Origin of the sequence: Varibaculum massiliense (assembly GCF_900106855.1) — a bacterium.
GTDB lineage: Bacteria > Actinomycetota > Actinomycetes > Actinomycetales > Actinomycetaceae > Varibaculum > Varibaculum massiliense.
In genome coordinates this window covers 2,084,241-2,102,326 of sequence record NZ_FNWI01000004.1, presented here as the reverse complement: position 1 = coordinate 2,102,326, position 18,086 = coordinate 2,084,241, and the positions used below count along the sequence as shown (strand labels likewise).

16 protein-coding genes and 1 tRNA gene are annotated in these 18,086 nt (G+C 52.3%); 5 read left to right on the top strand and 12 right to left on the bottom strand.

The features are described from left to right. Positions 1 to 61: 61 nt before the first annotated feature. On the top strand, positions 62 to 1,270 hold the full coding sequence (gene serA, locus BQ5456_RS09290; protein WP_071129728.1) for a phosphoglycerate dehydrogenase: 1,209 nt from the start codon (positions 62 to 64) through the stop codon (positions 1,268 to 1,270). Here serA and nrdR read toward each other — a convergent pair. Beyond that, positions 1,239 to 1,733, bottom strand: a complete 495-nt coding sequence (nrdR, locus tag BQ5456_RS09285; protein ID WP_235858570.1) for a transcriptional regulator NrdR — start codon at positions 1,731 to 1,733, stop codon at positions 1,239 to 1,241. The two genes, serA and nrdR, sit on opposite strands and share 32 nt — an antisense overlap. A 157-nt stretch (positions 1,734 to 1,890) precedes the next feature. Next, positions 1,891 to 2,478: a hypothetical protein gene (locus tag BQ5456_RS09280; RefSeq protein WP_071129727.1), complete on the bottom strand. Its 588-nt coding sequence runs from the start codon at positions 2,476 to 2,478 to the stop codon at positions 1,891 to 1,893. A 155-nt stretch (positions 2,479 to 2,633) separates the two neighbouring features. Here BQ5456_RS09280 and lexA point away from each other — a divergent pair, with 155 nt between their 5' ends. From lexA to BQ5456_RS09265, 3 genes are all read left to right on the top strand, one after another. After that, positions 2,634 to 3,323, top strand: a complete 690-nt coding sequence (lexA, locus tag BQ5456_RS09275) for a transcriptional repressor LexA (RefSeq protein ID WP_205407870.1) — start codon at positions 2,634 to 2,636, stop codon at positions 3,321 to 3,323. A gap of 205 nt (positions 3,324 to 3,528) precedes the next feature. Then, positions 3,529 to 3,602 (top strand) — tRNA-Met (locus tag BQ5456_RS09270). 80 nt (positions 3,603 to 3,682) lie between these two features. Beyond that, on the top strand, positions 3,683 to 4,087 hold the full coding sequence (locus BQ5456_RS09265) for an OsmC family protein (RefSeq protein WP_083378459.1): 405 nt from the start codon (positions 3,683 to 3,685) through the stop codon (positions 4,085 to 4,087). Positions 4,088 to 4,192: 105 nt separating this feature from the next. On the opposite strand, the gene BQ5456_RS09260 is transcribed toward BQ5456_RS09265, so the two are convergent. After that, complete coding sequence (locus BQ5456_RS09260) at positions 4,193 to 5,773, bottom strand: UDP-N-acetylmuramoyl-L-alanyl-D-glutamate--2,6-diaminopimelate ligase (RefSeq protein WP_071129724.1); 1,581 nt, start codon at positions 5,771 to 5,773, stop codon at positions 4,193 to 4,195. Positions 5,774 to 5,840: 67 nt separating this feature from the next. Next, complete coding sequence (locus BQ5456_RS09255) at positions 5,841 to 6,692, bottom strand: PHP domain-containing protein (protein ID WP_071129723.1); 852 nt, start codon at positions 6,690 to 6,692, stop codon at positions 5,841 to 5,843. A gap of 35 nt (positions 6,693 to 6,727) precedes the next feature. On the opposite strand from BQ5456_RS09255, the gene BQ5456_RS09250 reads away from it, so the two are divergent. Next, complete coding sequence (locus BQ5456_RS09250) at positions 6,728 to 8,302, top strand: aminopeptidase P family protein (RefSeq protein WP_071129722.1); 1,575 nt, start codon at positions 6,728 to 6,730, stop codon at positions 8,300 to 8,302. A gap of 11 nt (positions 8,303 to 8,313) precedes the next feature. Here the strand turns inward: BQ5456_RS09250 and BQ5456_RS09245 are convergent, their stop codons facing one another. The 8 genes from BQ5456_RS09245 to BQ5456_RS09210 form a co-directional block, all read right to left on the bottom strand. Next, positions 8,314 to 9,084 carry an amino acid ABC transporter ATP-binding protein gene (locus BQ5456_RS09245; RefSeq protein ID WP_071129721.1) on the bottom strand — a complete coding sequence of 257 codons (771 nt, stop codon included), beginning with the start codon at positions 9,082 to 9,084 and terminating at the stop codon, positions 8,314 to 8,316. A gap of 5 nt (positions 9,085 to 9,089) precedes the next feature. Then, positions 9,090 to 9,743: an amino acid ABC transporter permease gene (locus BQ5456_RS09240; RefSeq protein WP_071129720.1), complete on the bottom strand. Its 654-nt coding sequence runs from the start codon at positions 9,741 to 9,743 to the stop codon at positions 9,090 to 9,092. Positions 9,744 to 9,788: 45 nt separating this feature from the next. Beyond that, positions 9,789 to 10,595, bottom strand: a complete 807-nt coding sequence (locus BQ5456_RS09235) for an amino acid ABC transporter substrate-binding protein (protein ID WP_071129719.1) — start codon at positions 10,593 to 10,595, stop codon at positions 9,789 to 9,791. A gap of 191 nt (positions 10,596 to 10,786) precedes the next feature. Next, entirely contained in the window at positions 10,787 to 12,622 is a 1,836-nt protein-coding gene (locus tag BQ5456_RS09230; protein WP_083378531.1) for a dipeptide ABC transporter ATP-binding protein, read from the bottom strand. Between the two features lie 32 nt (positions 12,623 to 12,654). Next, positions 12,655 to 13,602 carry an ABC transporter permease gene (locus BQ5456_RS09225; protein ID WP_071129718.1) on the bottom strand — a complete coding sequence of 316 codons (948 nt, stop codon included), beginning with the start codon at positions 13,600 to 13,602 and terminating at the stop codon, positions 12,655 to 12,657. Further along, on the bottom strand, positions 13,595 to 14,521 hold the full coding sequence (locus BQ5456_RS09220) for an ABC transporter permease (RefSeq protein ID WP_071129717.1): 927 nt from the start codon (positions 14,519 to 14,521) through the stop codon (positions 13,595 to 13,597). The genes BQ5456_RS09225 and BQ5456_RS09220 overlap by 8 nt, the downstream gene beginning before the upstream one ends. A gap of 148 nt (positions 14,522 to 14,669) precedes the next feature. Continuing rightward, positions 14,670 to 16,328 carry a peptide ABC transporter substrate-binding protein gene (locus tag BQ5456_RS09215; RefSeq protein ID WP_071129716.1) on the bottom strand — a complete coding sequence of 553 codons (1,659 nt, stop codon included), beginning with the start codon at positions 16,326 to 16,328 and terminating at the stop codon, positions 14,670 to 14,672. Between the two features lie 233 nt (positions 16,329 to 16,561). Continuing rightward, complete coding sequence (locus BQ5456_RS09210) at positions 16,562 to 18,076, bottom strand: amino acid permease (RefSeq protein ID WP_071129715.1); 1,515 nt, start codon at positions 18,074 to 18,076, stop codon at positions 16,562 to 16,564. Positions 18,077 to 18,086 lie beyond the last annotated feature (10 nt).

Here is an 18,086-nt window from a genome sequence, read left to right as displayed (position 1 = left end):
CGACAAATACCGTTTGCCGGACGGTTTTGCTAACTGCTGGCGACGCTGAAAAGATAGAAATATGACAAAGGCAGTACTACTTGAAGATCCGCACCAAGTGGCGGATGAAGTTTTTTCTGGTTTCAACATTGAAGTAGAACGAATTAAGGGTTCTTTAGACGAAGACGCCCTGATTGAGCGGCTGCAAGATGCCGATATTGTGGGGATTCGTTCGAAAACTCACATCACTTCGCGGGTGATTTCTTCTTGCCCCCGTCTGCAAGTAGTGGGCTGTTTTTGCATTGGCACTAACCAAGTTGATTTAGAGGCTGCCACCAAGCGGGGGGTCACTATTTTCAACGCTCCCTATTCCAATACCCGTTCGGTGGTGGAACTGGCAATCGGACACATTATTAACTTGGCGCGCCATATTGAAACCCGTAACCAAGATTTACAGCGGGGAATCTGGAATAAAAGCGCCTCTGGTTCTCACGAGGTACGCGGAAAAACCCTGGGAATCATTGGCTACGGCAATATCGGTACTCAGCTGTCGGTACTCGCCGAAGCTATGGGAATGAATGTAGTCTTTTACGACTGCGCCCAGCGCTTAGCCATGGGTAATGCCCGGGCGCTGCCCACCATGGATGAGGTACTCAAAACTGCCGATTTTATTTCCGTACACGTAGATGGTCGCAAATCCAACGAGGGACTGATCGGGAAACGCCAGTTTGAGTTAATGAAAGAGGGTGCAATCTTCATTAACCTTTCCCGCGGTCTAGTGGTGGACGTGGATGCCCTCGCAGAAAATATCCGTTCCGGGAAAATTTCGGGAGCTGCGGTGGACGTGTACCCGGAAGAACCGAAGAAGAATGGCAACGAGTTCCATTCCCCGCTTTTGGGACTGCCGAACACCATTTTGACCCCGCATATTGGGGGTTCAACTTTGGAAGCCCAGTTCGATATCGGGCAGTTCGTATCCCACAAAATCGCTGATTACTGGCGCTTAGGTAGCACCGAGATGAGTGTTAATATGCCGAATCTAAATCTTTCTACCCACGATAATTCTCTTTATCGTCTAGCATTTCTGCACCGTAACATTCCCGGAGTGCTGGGTCGGGTAAACCAGGTTTTTGCGGATCAAAACGTAAACATTAACGGACAGCTCCTGGGAACGGAAGGCGAAGTTGGTTACGCACTTACCGATATTGCCTCTGAGCTCCCGGTTTCCGCGGTAGCCCAGATTCGTTCCCTGCCAGAGGCTATCGGTCTGCGGGTTTTATCTCTGAACTAGCTTCATCCTGCTCAGCACGGATTTCATCAATGACAGTCTGAAAGTCATCCAGATTGTCGAATGAGGAATACACCGAGGCGAAACGTAAATAGGCGACCACGTCTAGCTCTCTCAGCGGCCTGAGGATAGCGCGCCCAATCGATTGGCTATCTATTTGCGATTTCCCGGTAGCACGTAGATCCTCTTCCACCTGCTGCGCTAGTTTTGCAAGGTCATCGTGGCTGACTGGACGTCCTTGACAGGCCTTCTTCACCCCGCTTACTACTTTTTCGCGCGAAAAAGGCTCCAAGATTCCCGAACGCTTACGCACTGCAAGAGCCGCAGACTCTATGGTGGTGAATCGTTTATTACAAGAAGTACACTCCCGCCGCCGCCGGATAGCGTTCCCGTCATCGGCGGTACGTGAATCAATCACCCGCGAATCATCATTATGGCAGAACGGACAGTGCAAGATTTCCCCCATTAATAAACAACCTGGAGGTCTAGCTTATCGCAACATCCGACACTCTTGCACCAATACCCTCAGAAAGACAATCACGAGCTATAAACCACGCCCAGGAAACCCCCTTAAATCCCGAGAAAACGGTTAACTGCGAGAGCCGCAATACCGGCAAGTTAAGTTACTGCCCTAAGAGCAGATCAGCGGAAGATCCGCTGGTGCCTGCTATCGCACCACTCCCTGCTACCTGAGTGACTTCCCCGTTCCCAATGGTATTAGCATCCCATAAGCTACCTATGCCTGCGCCGGCTATCAGCGCCCCCGCCACAAAAACTAGGGTTAGAGAAACTTTGGCTAGGCGGCGACTAATGGCGGGAACTTCAACACGAGTCGCCCGGGTCTTTTGGGGAACCGGGCGCCGCGTCACCGATGGTTGCTCCTGCTTGACAGTGGGAGGAACCACCGTCAAAGGAACGGAGCAATCACTGTTGGTGCGGGGCGCCCGGCGCGCCCACTGTGGAAGCGAGTCAAAAGCTGCAGCCGCCCCGTCCGTGCGGTTCTCCCTACCGACGGCGGGCGGGCAAGGCAATTTTGAACCCGCAGGATGACGGGTCTTTGCCCGTACACGTTCTATATAGGTGGCGTCAACCAATTGCAGACGGGGACGCTTAGTTTTTACAACTGCCTGTTTATGCAGCTGATAGTCCCCCAAACCCACGACTCGCTTTTGAGCCAGTTCTTCCAAATCAAAGGAAAGCTGTGTGGACATGACTACACCTTTCTCGAACAAACGTTCGTCGAACATCTGTTTGATATACTAACGAGTAGATACTGGGAAATCAAGTGAAAAATACAAATCTATCGAACAAATGTTTGCATAATGGGTCACAATTTCTTATGATCGAGTTAACAGCGGGAGGGAAGATGAGCAAACAGCAAGACCACGCCTTAGATATAGAAGATTTACGTCCGCGCGCGCGCTCTATTTTCGAGGCGGTGTTAGCTGGGATTCGCACTCAGGGTTACCCGCCTTCAGTGCGGGAAATTGCGACGGCGGTAGGGCTTTCCTCCTCCTCCACCGTTAAACATCACCTAGATAATCTGGTCAGTCAGGGTTTCTTGGTACGCGCCGCGGGACGCAGCCGCGCGCTCGAGGTAAACCCGCAGTTTACGACACTTTCTGCCAGCGATCCGGCTCCCGAATCCGCAACTGCCCAACTTGGGGAAGTAACCCCCTTAAACCATCACGCGATTCCCTTGGTGGGGCAAATTGCTGCCGGCACCCCCATTGATGCCCAACAAGACATAGAGGACGTTTTCACTATTCCTACCCGTTTTACCGGTGATGGCGAACTGTTCATGCTCAAGGTGCACGGAGACTCTATGATAGAGGCCGCTATCTGTGATGGTGATTGGGTGATTGTGCGGCGTCAAAATGTAGCCGAACTGGGTGAAATCGTGGCCGCTATGATCGACGGCGAAGCCACCGTGAAAACCCTGGCGCGCCGCGAGGGGCATATCTGGCTGCTCCCTCACAACCCGGCATTTGAACCGATTCCCGGTGATAATGCCACTATTTTAGGAAAAGTAGTTACCGTCCTGCGGGCGCTATAAAACGGCCACTTCCTGGCTCTCTAACGATTTTTACTTGACCATTTAGCGCCCGCTCCGCCGTTCTTGCTTTTCTAAATCAGTTCCTTCCCCTCCCCTAAAACCCCTTTCAACTGCCCTTTTAGGTTCTATAGTTCCCAACGTGACCTCTTCGACATCAAATTTTTTTGCCTTTAACCACCTCTCCTGCTTAACATAGACAAGTCGACGCGGGGTGGAGCAGTTCGGTAGCTCGCCGGGCTCATAACCCGGAGGTCGTTGGTTCAAATCCAGCCCCCGCTACTAGTAAAAATCCTGCAGCCTTAGGTTGCAGGATTTTTTATGTTCCTGCGCTTACCGCCATTTCCTGCCACAATAAAGGCATGAGTAATATTTTGTGGGCACAGCGAAAAGGCAAGAAACACTACGTAGGACAAAATGGTCGCGGCGCCAAAGTAGAAATCGGAATGGGGGAAAACCAATTCACCCCCGGGGAACTGCTGCAGCTAGCGCTGGCAACCTGCCATACTTTTTCCGCCGATCACGTGTTTGCTGCCGCTTTGGGTAAGGACTTTGACGCAACAGTGGGGGTAGCAGCGCAAAAAGACGAGCGCCGCGATTCCTACTCCCACCTGACGGTAGAAATGGTAGCTAACCTATCCAATCTCAGCGGGGAACAGGTTACGCAACTGCGAGAAAAATCCCAGGAGGCAATCGATAAATATTGCACCGTCGGCCATACCCTAGACGATGGCGCCAGCTACGACTTTGACCTGGTTTCAGAATAGGCACGTCATTAGGGATTAGCTCGCCCAAAAGTACAGCCATCCTACCCCCCCCCCGCGGAAAAGCCTCCAGGTGGGGTACGCGTGAGGGTACTAGCTTCTACGGTATTACCCCTTAATGTGGGCGCGGTTCTTATAGGCCGCTAGGCAATCGCGAGCCACCGGGGTGTCGTTAAAGGCGTGGAAAACTCCTTCAATTTCTTGATAGGGCTCCGCGCCCTTGCCGGTGATTATTACCGTGTCGTCCAAGCCGGCTGCCAAAATGGCTTTACGGATGGCGTCTCGACGGCAGGTAGTTACTTCACAAACGTTCTCCATCTCGGGGCGTTCCTCTTTAATCCCGGATAGCAGCTGGGCGCGAATACTTTCCGCATTCTCGGTGCGCGGATTTTCGTCAGTTACCCAGAGAATATCTGCCTCTTTAGCAGCTACTTTAGCTAACGGCACCCGTTTGGTGGCATCACGATCCCCATCGGTACCAAAAACCAGGTGCAGTTTTCCGGGCGTAAACTCTTGCATAGTGCGCAGAATCGAAGCTAAGGCCTCGGGGGTGTGGGCGTAATCATTGATGACCAGCGGAGTTCCTTCATTGCGCCGCCCCACGATTTCTAGGCGCCCGGGAACGGCTAGGCTCGCTAAGCCCGCTTTTGCGGCCTCGTAAGGAATCCCAATTCCGGTTACCATCAAATAGGCAATCGCGGCATCTTGGACATTGACCTCTCCGGGCAGGGCAACGGTAATTTCTTCCTCGCGCCCCACATTCGGTTCTGTCTTCCCAGTTAAAGTAAAATCACAGGCTGCGTGGGCAATGTTGTTAACTTTTCGAGTCACCACCCAATCGGCTGAGGCATCCGGATCGTAGGCGGATACCGTCACGTTTTTGGTGTCGCAACTGGCTGCTAACTGCTGCCCCCACTTATCATCGACGCAGATCACACTATAATCTGTAAACTCTTTAGAACACAGCCGGGCTTTAGCTGCCAGATAGTTTTCCATCGTGTGGAAATAATCCAGGTGATCATGCTGCAGGTTAGTAAAAGCAGTGGCATCAAACTTCATTCCGGCGATACGAGCCAAAGCCAGGGCATGTGCGGACACTTCCACTACCGCGGCTTGCATCCCCTGCTCTACTCCATAAGCCAAGATTCGCTGCAACATCGGACCTTCAAACGTGGTACGGGCAGACTGAATCCGCAAATCCCCCACCTGCGTTTCCGCAGTGGAAAGAATCATGGTGGACAGCCCTGCCGCCTCAAAAGCAGCTTTGGCAGCAAAACAAGTAGTGGTCTTGCCGTTAGTTCCAGTTACCGCCACGGTTTTCATTTTTCCCGCCGGATTATCGAAGGCTCTAATCGCCAGTAAGGAGGCCGCTTCGCGCGGATCGGTCACTGTTACCACCGGGATTTTCACCCCTTGGGAACGAGCAATCTCCGCGCCCTTTTCATCAGTAATCACAGCTGCAGCCCCCAGGGATTCCACCTCACTGGAAAACTTGGCGGCATGCACATTCGCCCCGCCTACAGCGATAAAGGCCTCCCCGGCTAAAATCTCATCAGACGCCATCGAAACCCCGCGCACCTGGACATTTTCCCAGCCAGAATCAATTTCGGTGGTAAAGCCTTCGACTAGACGCGCCAGCGAAACCGGAGCAATATTTTGGGGACGAAAATCTCGAAAAGTTACGGTCATAACCTCTACTCTAGTGGCAACTTCCTTACAAACGATAAAGTGAGCATCCGCAGCCTCTACCCCCTTCTCAGGGACGCACCAGTTCTCCCGCTCCCCTGTTACATATTTCCGCGAATACTTCCGGATTCGTGAGGCATTGTCCCAGTTGATTGGGCTTGCCGCTGCCGTGATAATCCGAAGACCCGGTAATAGCCAATCCCAGAAGTTCCGCTATTTCCTTGACCTCGGCCTGTTCAATCGGATTTTGTTCCGGGTGGAAAGCCTCCAGGGCAAACAGTCCCGCCTCTTTTAACTGGGCAATAGTGTCTACCGACAAGAAACGGCGCTGCCGACCGCCGGCTCGCGGGTGCGCCAGAACCGGGACTCCCCCAGCTTTTATTACCTGTTCCACTGCCTCGATAGTATCGGGCGCCTGATAGTGCACATAGTATTTACTGGAAGTAGCTAACACCTGCTTAAATGCGGCAGAGCGATTCGGGAAATACCCGACCTTAACCAAGAGATCAGCAACGTGCGGCCGCCCTAAGGGGCTCGAACCCGCCTGCTCGGCAACTGCCGGATAAGAAATATCAAAATCTGCGGATAAACGCTGCACCATTTCCCGCATCCGCTGCTGGCGTGCCTGGATAGTTTTTTCAAATAAATCCGCTAACACCCGGCTTTTAAGATTCGGTAAATATGCCAGCAGATGAGCGGTGATTCCCTGATGGGAAGTAGAAATTTCTACCCCCCGAACCAAAGTAACCCCGCATTCCGGAACCATTTTACTGGCGGCAGCTATCCCCGCGAAGGTGTCGTGATCAGTGAGCGCGACGACATCCAAACCTGTTCGCGCGGCCAGGGACATTACCTGCTCTGGGGTGTCAGTACCATCTGAACAGGAAGAATGGGTATGTAAATCGATTCGCGTCGCCGCCATAGGACTATTTTAGGTCATCGTGGCATGATGGAAGCATGGAAGAAAACTTAACAGCAGCAGAAGAGCAGCCCTTAAAAGACCGGGTAAATAACCGTTCTCGCCGGATTGGCAGTCCCGCGTTTCGCGAATTTATTGGCAGCGGTTGGGGCGAACGCAAAGATCCCGACCCTACCCCCAGTCACGCGCGAGACTTCTTGGCAGCTCGCTACCAAAAACTGGGCGCCCAGTTCCGAGGGGAACGCCTGGTAATCCCAGCTGGCAATTACAAGGTACGTTCTAATGACTGCGACTACCGCTTCCGCGCCCACTCCGCGTTTGCCCACCTAACCGGGCTAGGCGGGGAGCTCGAACCGGATGCCGCGCTAGTTCTGGAACCGCTAACCGATAAAGAGGGGACGCCCTTAGAAAATGCCCCCGAAAATGCAGGGGCAGCTACCCATCGGGGAATCGTATTTTTCCGTCCCCAAGCCCCGCGCAGCAGCGAAGAATTTTATGCCGATTCTACCTACGGCGAGTTCTGGGTAGGACCGCGGATGACGCTTTCCCAAATGGAGGCGATTACGGGGCTTCAGGCACGCCCCTTAGATACTCTGCCCGATCAACTGGCTAAAGACGCTGGTATAGTGCAGCTGCGGGTTATTCGCGGGGTCGATACTTCCCTGCAGGTGGCGGTAGAGAAAGTACGTAGGGAAGCCGGATTGCCAACCGGAGAGGACGCACGCGGTCGGGATGAAAAACTGGAAGAGGCTGCCTCAGTACTGCGCCTGCAAAAGGATGCCGCCGAGGTCAAGGAACTAGAGCACGCGATCGCCGTTACCAAGTCAGGCTTTGAAGCCATGATTCGAGCGCTGCCACGCGCAACCCAGCACCACCGCGGTGAACGGGTAATTGAGGGAGCTTTCCAGGCTCGGGCTCGTGAAGAAGGCAATGGTCTGGGATACGACACCATCGCGGCCTCGGGAAATCACGCAAATACCTTGCATTGGATTGATAATGACGGCCCTGTCTGTGAAGGCGATCTGATTTTGATTGATGCCGGAGTGGAAGCCGATTCGCTCTATACTGCGGATATCACCCGCACCCTGCCGGTAAATGGCAAATTCACCCCGGTGCAGACCAAGGTGTATAACGCAGTCCTCGATGCCTGTGAAGCGGGCTTAGCGCAAGCCAATAAGCCGGGATGTAAGTTCAAAGATGTGCATGACGCAGCAGTTGCAGCTTTAGTTAAACATCTGGATGCCTGGGGAGTGCTGCCGGTTAGCGCCGAACAGACCTTGTCAAAGGACGGCGGGGAATACCGGCGCTGGATGCCGCATGGAGTCTCCCACCACCTAGGGCTAGACGTCCACGACTGTGCCTTAGCCGCTCGGGATATGTATATGGACGCCCAGCTAGAGCCGGGAATGTGTTTCACCATTGAGCCAGGTCTTTATTTCCACCAGGACGATCAACTCTTACCCGAAGAACTACGCGGTATCGGGGTGAGGATCGAGGACGATGTGCTAGTGGAAGCGGACGGCAGCGTACGCCGCCTGTCGGAAGATATCCCCCGCACTATTGAGGACGTAGAAGCCTGGATGGCGCGCCTTAATGAATATCCCGCCTCATAGACCAAGGATTATTAATCTGCAGAAGCGTTTTGCCCGCGTAGTTTATTGAGGAACTGGCGGGTACGCTCCTGGGAAGGATTGCGGATTAACTGCTTGGCATCCCCAGATTCCAATACCACTCCGTTATCGATAAAGAGGGCGCGATCCGCGACTTCGGCAGCGAACTCCATTTCGTGAGTCACGATTACCATTGTCATTTGCTCCGCTGCCAAAGAGCGAATAATCTGCAGGATTTCTCCGGTTAGTTCTGGGTCCAAAGCCGAGGTGGGCTCATCAAAATACAGCATCTTGGGCTTTAAGGCCAGTGCCCGAGCAATCGCCACCCGCTGTTGTTGCCCGCCGGATAACTCTGCCGGGTAGGCTTGCCCTTTATCGGCTAGGTTCATCCTTTTTAGTAGTTGCAACGCTGTTTCCTGGGCTTCTTCCCGCCCTCTCCCCTGTACCTTTATCGGGGCGTCAGTGAGATTTCGCAGCACTGTCCAATGAGGAAAGAGGTTAAAGTCTTGGAAAACCAGCCCGAAGTCGCGCCGAAACTCGCGCTCATCGCCTAAGGAAACCTTAACTCCGTCCTCTTTCTTTAACGCCTGCTTACCGAAATAACAGATTTCTCCGCTGTCCATTTCTTCCAAGAAAGTACAGCAACGCAGCAGCGTAGATTTTCCGGAACCGGAAGGCCCCAGAATAGCTAGCACTTCCCCGGTATTGACCGTCAGGGACACTCCTTTCAGCACCTGGTTAGTGCCGAAACTTTTTTCCATACCGGTAATACGTAGTGCTTCCATTTTCCTCACCTAATCTTGTAGCTTCCCATGCGTTTTTCAATCCGCTCCATCACTACCGCTACTACCAGGTTAAACACCCAATAGAAGATCCCCGCTGCCACAAAGGGAAGCATAGAAGCACTAGCGGCGGCCTGTTGCTTCGCAATCGTGAACATCTCCGCGTAGGCAATCGCAAAAGCTAGGGAAGTATCTTTTACCAGGGTGATTACCTCGTTAGTGATCGAAGGTAGCACCGTACGGAACATTTGCGGCAACTTGATAGTCAAGAAGGTGCGCGCCGAAGAATACCCCAGGACGAAGGCGGCTTCCGATTGCCCCACCGGAATCGCCTGGAAACCACCACGGTAGATTTCCGCAAAATAGGCGGCGTAATTAATGGCGAAAGCAATAATCACGGCACTGAAACGGTAGGCGGCTCCTATTTGCATCCCAAAAAGGAAGAAGGGACCGAAATACACCACCAGCAGTTGCAGCATTAAGGGGGTACCCCGCATCACCGAAATATAGAACTGGATAAACCAGGCGAGCGGCTTAAACCGGCTAACCCGCCCTCCATAAACCACCAGCCCCAAAGGCAGGGATAAAATCAGGGTGAGCGCAAAGATGATGAAGGTTTGTAGCATGCCGCCGGCTAGTTCCGGCAAAAACGATAAATCCATTACCCATAGCTCCCTGCGTTAGTGTTTCAACATCAGTGCAGCGAACTAATCAGTAACTATCGATTTTTCTAACTGGTACTTCTTAGCGATTTTGAGGAAAGTCCCGTCTTTCTTCATCTCATCCAAGGTCTTTTGCACCTGGTCGCGCAAGGCTTGGTTACCTTTCTTAAACCCGATACCGTACTGCTCGGTGTGGAAGGGCGGATCCATAATTTCGAACTTGTCTTTGCCGCGCTGCTCCAGCTGGTAGTCGGCTACCCCAATATCAATCGCAACCGCGTCGGCGGCTCCCGCCTCTAGGGTCATGAACGCATTATTGTAGTCCGGTACCTGGGTCATTTCTTTGAAGCTGGAAACCAAATCCGCGTTTTCCTTATCTTGCAGAGCTGCCAGACCCGAGGAATCAACCTGCACCAACACGGTTTTATCTTTCAAATCCGCCGGGGACTTAATCCCGGATCCGGCTTTAGTAACGAACACAATCGAGTTATCTACGTAGGGCTTAGAGAAAGTGTATTGTTTTTCCCGCCCGTTCATGGTGAATCCATTCCAGATGCAGTCGATGGTCCCCGACTTGAGTTCCATATCTTTAGAATCCCAATCAATAGCCCGTTTTTGCAGTTTCCAGCCGTTACGTTTAGCAACTTCGGCTGCCAAATCCAAGTCGAAACCTACATACTCTCCGCTTTTATCTTTATATCCATAGGGCGGGAAGTTGGCGTCAAAGCCCACTGTGAAGTCATCGCCTTTTGCTTTACCCGCATCACTGGTGCCCGAGCCTCCTGTGCATCCAGAAAGCGAAAGTGCCAGCACCAGACTGGTTAGCATTAACAGTGTTTTCTTCAACTTCATTTGGAATCTTTCTCTCGGACAAACCTGCAAAACACCTCGAGTTTAACAGAGCGTCTTGCAGAAGCTTTTAAACGTCCATTCTCATCTCAAAGTGCAAAATGTTTTTGGAATTGCTGGCCTTGGGGTATAAAAATCCTGCGCTATAAAACCTTCGCGGTTGTCTCGGCAGAAACTGGGACGGGAAAAGCTGATTACTCTACCTGGTAACCGGTGCGGGCTTTCAGCAAATCCCCACCGGGAACGGCTTCGATAAGTTCGCGGGTGTATTCCTTTTGCGGATTAGCGAAGATATCGTCAGCTTTCCCGTATTCGACCAGTTTGCCCTGCTCCATCACCGCGATATCGTCAGCGTTTTCACGCACCACCGCCAAGTCATGGGTAATGAACAGATAGGTCAGTCCCAGCCGGCCTTGTAGTTCGTTAAGCAAATGCAGAATCTGATCTTGCACCAGCACATCCAAAGCGGAAACTGCTTCGTCCAGCACTACCAGTTCCGGGCGCAGCGCCAAGGCACGGGCAATCGCCACCCTTTGCCGCTGACCACCGGACAGCTCATTCGGGAAACGCCGCATAGCGCTGCGGGGCAATGCCACCATATCCAGCAAATCTGCGACCCGCTTTTCCCGCTTAGCACGATCCCCAATGTGGTGAGTGCGCAGCGGTTCTTCAATGCAGCGATAAACCGAGAACATGGGATCCAAAGATCCGTAGGGGTTCTGGAAAACCACCTGCATCTTGCGGCACAGCGCAAATAACTGTTTGCGCCGCAAAGTAGACAGGTCAATTCCCTCGTAATATACCTTCCCGGAAGTGGGATCAAGCAGGTTCAATATCATATTGGCAACCGTAGACTTGCCGGAACCGGACTCCCCTACCAGCGCTAAAGTAGAGCCTCGGCGCACCTTGAAAGACACGTCATCAACGGCGCGGAAGGTCTTCTTCTTGCCTTTTTGCCCCCGGATATCAAACTCTTTAACCAGATGCTCAACCCGAATTACTTCGTCACCAAGATGCTTTTCTAAAGGCTCTCCCAGAACGTTGGTACCCATGACTTTTTGTCCCGAGTCTTTAGAGGCAGCCACCGCCAGATTTACATCCGCGGAGGTGCGCGAGTCAATAGTATCTGGCACTTCTTCGGTATTTTTCGGAGAATAATTTATTTCAATCCGCCGCGATGCCAGCGAGGGCGCGGCATTAACCAAGCGCCGGGTATAGGGATGGCGCGGGTCGTTCAAGATTTCCCGCGCCGGCCCAGATTCTACTACCCGTCCGCGGTGCATAACCACCAGGTGCGAAGCACGCTCGGCAGCTAGTCCCAGATCGTGGGTAATAAACAGGGTGGAGGTACCAAGCTCTTTGGTTTCTTTTTCCAGGTGATCTAGGATTCGCCGCTGAACGGTCACATCTAGGGCGCTAGTGGGCTCATCAGCGATTAATAGTTTCGGGCTAGCCGCCAAACCGATGGCAATCAGCGCGCGCTGGCGCATACCCCCGGAAAACTCGTGCGGATACTGCTTCGAGCGTGCTTCCGCATCCGGCAAACCCGCATTCGCCAGTGCTTTCATTGCTTGCTCGTGGATATTGCCACCCTTGGTAGCTTCGTTATATTTCAACGCTTCTGCTACCTGAGCGCCGATTTTCCAAACTGGGTTCAGGTTTGACATCGGGTCTTGCGGTACCATCCCGATTTGGGCTCCCCGTACCTGCTGCATTTCTTTTTCAGTCAGACCGGTTAGCTCGCGACCATCAAACTTTATGGAGCCGCCAGCAACTTTCCCGGTACCGGGCAACAGTCCAATGATTGCCATTGCCAAAGTAGATTTACCAGACCCGGACTCCCCCACAATCGCCACCGTTTGTCCCCGGTAGAGAGTGAGATTGGCTTTGCGCACCGCCGGAACTACGCCGGTAGTGGATTGGAAATTCACCTCTAAGTCCGTTACTTCTAGCAAAGGCACGGGCGTAGCAGTGTTCTCAGCGTTATCGGCGCTGAGGTCGGCAAGATTCTGATCCGAGTCAGCTGCCATAATCTGATCCTTTTGGTTATTTTGATTCACGATTAATGTTTCCTCTGGTTCGGGTCGAGGGCGTCACGAATTACGTCTCCCATCATGATGAAGCTCAGCACCGTGAGCGCCAAGGCGATTGACGGCAAGAACAAAATCATAGGCGCAGTACGTAGCTGTTGCTGGGCAGTAGAGATGTCTCCACCCCAAGAAACGATAGAGGACGGTAATCCAATACCCATGAAGGACAAGGTCGCCTCCGCCACGATGAAAGTTCCCAGCGCCACGGTGGCATAGACAATCACCGGCGCAGCCGCATTCGGCAATATATGGCGCAGCAGAATCCGGATATTTGATACCCCCAGGGTACGCGCCGCAGTTACGTATTCCTCGTTCTTAATCGAAAGCACCGCGCCCCGGGTAATCCTGGCGATTTGGGTCCAACCAAAGACCCCCAGTACGATTACCACCATCCAGATAGAGCGATGTTCTTTGAACATTTGCATAATCACGATGGCGGCCAGCACCATGGGGATGGCGAAGAAGATATCCACAATTCGGGAAAGGATAGCGTCTAGGATTCCTCCAAAATACCCTGCTAAAGCACCGAAAACTACCCCGATAATGGTGGCAGTTAAGGTAGAGAAAATCCCCACTGCTATCGAGGCACGCGCCCCATAAATGATCCGGGAATACAGGTCGCAACCCTGTTTATCGAATCCAAAAATATGACCTTTACTTGGTCCCTCAATAGAGTTTTCTAGGGTGCAGTAGGTGGGGTCTTGAGAAGTAAATAACTGCGGCACAACGGCCATCAGCACTGCCAAGACAATAATCACCAAAGCCACCCAAAAGAGGGGGCGGCGGCGCAACTGTTTCCAGGCTTCGCCCCACACCGAGGAGGGTGCCGATTCATCGGCTACGGCATCGACTGCCCCCAGGCCGGTTTCATCGACCTTGTTAACGAAATGTTTTTGTCCGGGAAGTAGTTGGTTACTCATAGCGAATCCTCGGGTCTAGTACAGCGTATAACAGGTCTACTAGCAGGTTTGCGACGATATAGACCAGCACCAGCACGGTAGTAATGGAAACCACGGTGGCGGCTTCCCCGCGCAAAATAGCCTGGTAGAGGGTACCGCCCACACCGTTGATCGCGAAGATACCTTCGGTCACAATCGCGCCGGTCATAAGACCCCCCAGGTCGCCACCTAGGAAAGTAGCCACTGGAATTAGCGAGTTTCGCAGCACGTGGTGGGTCATTACCCGGCTTTCGGGTATCCCTTTGGCGCGGGCAGTGCGCACGAAGTCGGCGGTCAGGTTTTCTGAAACCTCTTGCCGAGTAAGGCGAATGACATAGGCACAGGAAACTGCGCCCAGCACTAGCGCCGGCATCAGTAAGGACTGGAAATTAACGTTTGCCCCTACAGTCGTAGGCAGCCACCCCAGTTTTACTCCGAATAGGAACTGCCATACGAAACCGATAACGAAAGTCGGCACCGCGATTACTACTAGGGAAATCACTAGCACAGTCGAGTCAAAAAGTTTGCCTTTTTTGAGTCCGGCGAAAAATCCGAAGAATATTCCGATAACGGCCTCGAAGATAATCGCCATAAAAGCCAGTTTGATAGTTACCGGGAAGGCATTAGCCATCACTTCGGTAACTTCCCTACCCGAGAAGGTTTTCCCGAAATCTAGGGTGACGATTCCTTTTAGATACAGCAGGTACTGCATCCAAAGTGGTTTATCGAGGTTGTATTCCGCGCGAATCTGGGCGGCTACCGAGGGGGGCAGTCCCTTATCTCCGCCTAGTGCCTGCACCGGATCTCCCGGCATGGCATACACCATCGCGAAAATCAGCAACGTTGCCCCGAAGAATACCGGGACCATCTGTAGTAGACGATGCCCTATGTATCTGAGCATAGGTCTCTCCTTGACTATAAGCTGTGTTAAACCTTATCGCGTTAAAGCGTCCAGGAAAAAACCGGAGGCGGGTCGAAAGGCATTTTTCTGCCTTCCAACCCGCCTCCGAGCCTGCATTTACTTGCAGTATTAACTTTTTTCGTTGTCTTTAGGCGTTCTTAGTGATCTGGTAGTAAACCGGCTCACTCTTCCAGTTGAAGTCAACGTTGGAAACATTATCTTTATTCCAAACACCTAGAACATTGGAGTACCACAGCGGGATGGCGGGCAGATCGGTGAACAGAATCGACTGTGCTTCCGCAAACTTCTTATCCTGCTCCGCACCTACCGGCAGCTTCGCAATGTCTAGCATCAACTGGTTGAATTGCGCGTTGTCGTACTTACCGTCGTTGGAGTTACCGTTCTTAGAGTATAGGGGCTCCAAGAAGTTGCTCATACCCGGGTAGTCAGCCTGCCAACCAGAGCGGAATGCACCCTTGATGGTTTCCTGGGTAATGGCATCGCGCAAGCCCTTGAAGTCCGGGTAAGGATCGCCGACCGCATCAATACCTAGGTTGGTCTTGAGCTGGTTAGTAACCGCATCTACCCAGTCTTTGTGGGAGGAGTCAGAGTTATATCCAATGGTGAACTTGCCATCAAACTTGGAAATAGCGTCAGCTTTCGCCCACAGTTCCTTAGCCTTGGCTTTATCAAACTTCAGCACTTCCGCACCCTTTACCTGCTTCATAACCTTGTCATAGTTAGGCATGGCTGGAGAGGTGAAATCTTTCGCCGGTACCCGCGTCTTCTGGAAGATCTTTTCACAGATACTGGCGCGATCAATAGCGTAAGAGAGCGCTTGACGACGCAGGCGGCCTTCTTCATCCATTCCGAAGTGCTTTAGCCGATCCGGAATCGTGAAGGACTGGAAAATAGCCACCGGCTTATTAACGTTAGAGTCAGGGAAATCAGTCTGGAAGTTGCTCATAGAGGCAGCTGGAACATCATCTAGTACGTCTAGCTGACCAGACTGCACATCGGCATAGGCGGCTTCAGACTTGGTGTAAATCTTGAAGGTTAACCCACCATTCTTAGCTTCGCGGGGACCGACGTATTTGTCGTTCTTTACCAGTTCAATAGACTCATTGTGGTGCCAGCCCTTGTCCTTGAGGGTGTAGGGACCGGAGGTAACCGTGGGGTTCTGGCCGAAGGCTTTCATATCTTTGAAAGCCACATCCGGCAGCGGTGCATAGGCGGAGTAGCCTAGACGCAGCGCGAAGTCAGAAGTCGGCTGGTTAAGAGTTACCTCGAAAGTGTAATCATCAATCTTCTTTAGTCCCGACAGTTCCGGAACATCGGGAGCTTCGGCTCCTTCTTCTTCCGGACCAGGAGTAAAGCCCTTAATAACCTCGAAGAAAGAGGAAGACATTTGCGCGTTCTTCGGGTTTGCCCCGTAGTTCCAGGCATTGATGTAATTGTCGGCCTTAATCGGCGAGCCATCGGAGAACTTGGCGTCCTTCTTTAGCTTAATGGTCCAAACTACCTGATCTTTAGATTCAATCGACTCGGCCAGTTCGTTCTTGGCTTCGCCAGTCTTAGGTTCGTAATAGACCAGGCCAGAGAAGAGCGCGTCTAGAACGCGCCCGCCACCGGTTTCATTAGTAGAAGTAGGAATCAGGGGATTTTGAGGTTCTACGGTGTTTACAGTAATAATCCCTTTGTCATCTGCTTTAGCTGCGGAAGAGCCACCGTCGCCATTGGAGCAGCCGGCTAGTCCCAGGGAAAAAGCAAGTGCAGATGCAAGGGCCAATGCGCCCCGTCGTTTCACTATTGCCTCCAAGCTTGTTGCTTACATTAAAAAGCTGATGTATCAGCAAAATCGTTTACACGATTACAGCCAAATATAGCATTGCAGCTTGGATTTTTTACAAAATCCCAAGATTTTTTCGACTTGCACTTGGCTAAGCAATAACTGCTAGGATAGCTTTCACTCAGGCTTTAAGGAATTATTTCCCGGGAAATCCCCAGCCAAAGCAGTGTGGTATTTCTACTTGTTATCGCCTATACGTGGCGCGATAAATCAGCTTCTTCCGGTTTAACTGCGGGACAGCGGGTAACCAGTTTGTGTCCAATCCACAGCGCCAGGAAGAAAATCAAACCTATGTAAATCCCTAAGAAACTCAATATAGAGAACTCCCCGGTAATCACGTCCAAGGACTGACCTACTACCACGATGGCACACATTATCAGGGCGATAATCGGTCCGGCAGGATAGAAAAGTGCCTTATAGGGTAGCTCCTCCACCGGTTTCCCCTGTGCCTTGTATGCCCGACGGAAACAATAGTGTGACCAGGCAATTCCCATCCAGGTAATAAAACCGGCAAGCCCGGAGGCATTAACTAGCCACACATAAACCTGACCGGTACCTACCCGCGAGGTAGCAAAGCAAAGCGCCCCCATCAAAGAAGTGAAAATCAGCGCCACAATGGGAACTCCATGCCTGGTTAGGCGGGCAAAAATCTGGGGTGCTTTCTTTTCTTTGGCTAGCGAATAGAGCATCCGGGTAGCTACATACATACCGGAGTTACCGGCAGAAAGAATCGAAGTTAAGATAACCGCGTTCATAACCCCTGCCGCAATCGCAATCCCAGCTCGTTCAAAGAGTAAGGTAAACGGAGACTTGGTGACCGCCTCGGTAAAGCCCTGGGTAGTATCCGAGTCCGCGCTGGCTCCCTGCAAAAGGGCGGGGTCAGTGTAGGGAATCAGGAAAGCGATAACCGCAATCGCGCCGATATAGAACAGCAAGATGCGTACAAACACTGCCCGAGTAGCGCGGGGAACGTTAGTTTCTGGATCCTGGGTTTCCCCAGCGGCAATCCCAATCATCTCCGTTCCTTGGAAAGAGAAACCCGCAATCATGAAGACCCCCATAATGCCCCAAAAGCCATTGACAAAGGGGGCGTCTCCCCGGGTGAAGTTGGTAAATCCCGGGGATTCTCCTCCTAGAATCCCGATTACCATCAGCAGCCCCAGCACCAGGAAGACAATCACGGTTACTACCTTGATGGAGGCAAACCAGAATTCTGATTCCCCGAAACCGCGGACAGTGAAGGCGTTAAGAACAAATAGGATTACCAGGAACAACAGTGACCAAACCCAAGCCGGAACTACCGATTCTGGGAACCAGTATTGCATCACGATAGTAGCGGCCACTAGCTCTGCTGCCACCGTAATCGCCCAGTTATACCAATAGTTCCAGCCTTGCGCGAACCCGAAGGATTTGGAAACGTAGCGGGTGGCGAAGACTTCAAATGCGCCCGAGGTTGGACAATAGGTGGCCATCTCCCCCAGCGACTGCATCAAGAAGAACACCATGACGCCAATGGCTCCATAAGCGACCAGGGCGCCCCCCGGACCTGCTCCGGTGATGGTACCCCCGGAGGCTACAAAGAGTCCGGTACCGATCGCTCCCCCGATGGCGATCATGTTGAGGTGACGCGCCTTTAGCTTGCGGTGAAGACGAGGGGCTTCTTCCGATTGTGGATTGTTATTTGAAGAAACCTGGTTATTGGCCACTGTTACCTCC